This is a genomic window from candidate division KSB1 bacterium (genome assembly GCA_022562085.1).
Classification (GTDB): domain Bacteria; phylum Zhuqueibacterota; class Zhuqueibacteria; order Oceanimicrobiales; family Oceanimicrobiaceae; genus Oceanimicrobium.
On the sequence record JADFPY010000483.1, the window covers coordinates 1 to 2,276 of the forward strand.

The window sequence follows — 2,276 nt, forward strand, 5'->3', positions numbered from 1 at the left end:
CTAATAGAAAAGCGACTCTCTGTTGCTTTGCCTTTTTGGAAAAGTCTCTGATAAGCTTGGGAGTGATTTCATGCGCTAAATAACGGAGTTGGTCATAGCGACCACGCGAGCAAAACGTCTCAGGAAGGGCAATTAATTCGGCTCGACGACGAATGGCGAGATCGATTTTTTGATGGATTCGGTCGAGATTCTTTTCTGAATTGCCTCAATTGGGTTTGGCCTGGCCAATTAGGAAGAAATACTGATTAGCCCTCTTGGTTCAGGTAATGAGGCAGATTTGAAAACTGAGGTTGAGCCGTTAATATGTTAATTCGTTTGAGGAAAATAATCGTGAGGTTCTTTTAAAATTTTTGGATGTGTTTTTTAAACGGTAGAAAAAGGTTAGGTAGGGAACAGGCATGCCTGTTCCCTACTGTGTATTTTCTAAGATTTCGTGTAATCAACAACCTCTTGCCAGACACGTAGCACATTACCGCTTAAGATTTTTTTGATGTCTGCTTCAGTATAGCCCCGTTTCAGCAAATGGTAAATCAAGTTGGGATAGTCCGCAACTGATTTCAGACCGGCTGGCAGCGTATCCCCGACGCCGTCAAAGTCAGAGCCGAGGCCCACATGATCGATTCCTGCTACTTTTACAACGTGGTCGATATGGTCAACCACATCGTCAAGGCTCGAATAAGGAAACGGATTGGCCTGGTTGTATTGTTTCATTTCTTCCAGAAGCTTTGGATGATTTCCATCGGTTATTGAGTTCTCGCTCATAAACTTCGACCTGTGGCCCCACATTGTACCCCCTTTTTCGTAAGCCAATTTGGTGAGGAAATAAGAACTGAAATTGATCTGAATCACTCCGCCTTTTTCTCCCAGCGCTTTCAACATATTGTCGCCGACATTTCTTTCCATTCCGGGGGTAAAATGCCGGCAGCTTGAATGCGAGCAAATCGGCGGGACTTTGGATTCTCTTAAAACCTGATAAAACGTTGAATCAGAAACATGTGAGAGGTCTACCATAATGCCAAGCCGGTTCATTTCGGCAACGACTTTCCGGCCAAATGGGCTCAAGCCGTTCCAATCTTTATTGTCGGGATCGAAAGAAGAATCACAAATCAAATTCTTCTTGCCATGGGTGAGAGTGATATACCGAACACCCTTTTTATAGAAGTATTCAACGTTCGACAAATCGTCTTCGATAGCCGAGCCGTTTTCCATTCCATAAGGAAATGAAATGAGCCCTTTCTCAAAGTTTCGTTTTACATCATCGGGAGTGATGGCTGGTGCAAATTTATCCCAATTTGTTGCGACAATGCTGTCCATCATGGCTATTAATTTTTCAGCATGTTTTTTGGAAGCCCCGGCTTCTTTTTGGTAATCTGCCGGGATATAAATCGACATGAAAGGCACGTCCAATCCGCCTTGTTTCGCGCGGGGATAATCGAAGTCTCCGACCTCAGTTGCCTGGGAGATGTCATCCATTTTTTGTTGCTCAACCAGTCTATACGGCACATCGACATGCCCGTCCAAAATAATAGTTGACTGGGCAATTTTCAGAGCTTGCTCATAAATGCCGGGGTCGTAGCCTTCCGGCACGACTGATTTTTGCTGACAACTTAAAACAAGAATTGATAACAGGACAATTAATTTAGTTTGTAACATATTTCCTCCGTTTTTTTTAGACATTTTAAATAAACTTCTTTTAAAAGTGAAAACCGTTTAAAATCTTTGGACACAGAGAACACTGAGAATCACAAAGAACCCGGAGATTTAAATTTATTTTTCTGATGATACCATCTTTCAAAGGTTTTGCATATAAAAAAACAATATAGCCACGGATTCGCACAGCGCGGCGAAGCCGCAACAAAAAACTTGTAAATTAAGCCACCGATTAACACCGATGTGCACGGATAAATGTAGTTAAAGTGTGAAAACCTTTAAAGATATTTTAATTGCTCAGTTACCTGGTTAATTCATAAATTTCCATTTCAGGCAAAAAACTTCAATATTGTCATGCCCGACTACTCGGGAATGACGACTTTTATGGTTTGTGAATTATTCAGGTTAATAGAAAATGAAAAATAATAAAAAAAATAATATTCAAAACTTAGAGTCCATAAATCTGTGTTTTATCAGTGAGAATCCGTGGCTAAAAAACTTTGCAAAAAAAAACACAATGTTGCAGATTTGTAGTACGGATAAAGCACGGCTTTAATAAATTTAGTTTTAAATTTCACTTTTGTAACTTACAAATTTCTACAATTTCAAATGGCGTTTCATGGTTT

The 2,276-nt window shown here is 40.3% G+C and carries 1 protein-coding gene; it reads right to left on the reverse strand.

Translation table 11 applies throughout. The annotated features are described in order from the left end of the window. Positions 1-423 precede the first annotated feature (423 nt). Positions 424-1,653 (reverse strand): dipeptidase, encoded by a 1,230-nt coding sequence (locus IH879_22535; protein MCH7677706.1) that lies wholly within the window; start codon positions 1,651-1,653, stop codon positions 424-426. Between the last annotated feature and the right edge of the window lie 623 nt (positions 1,654-2,276).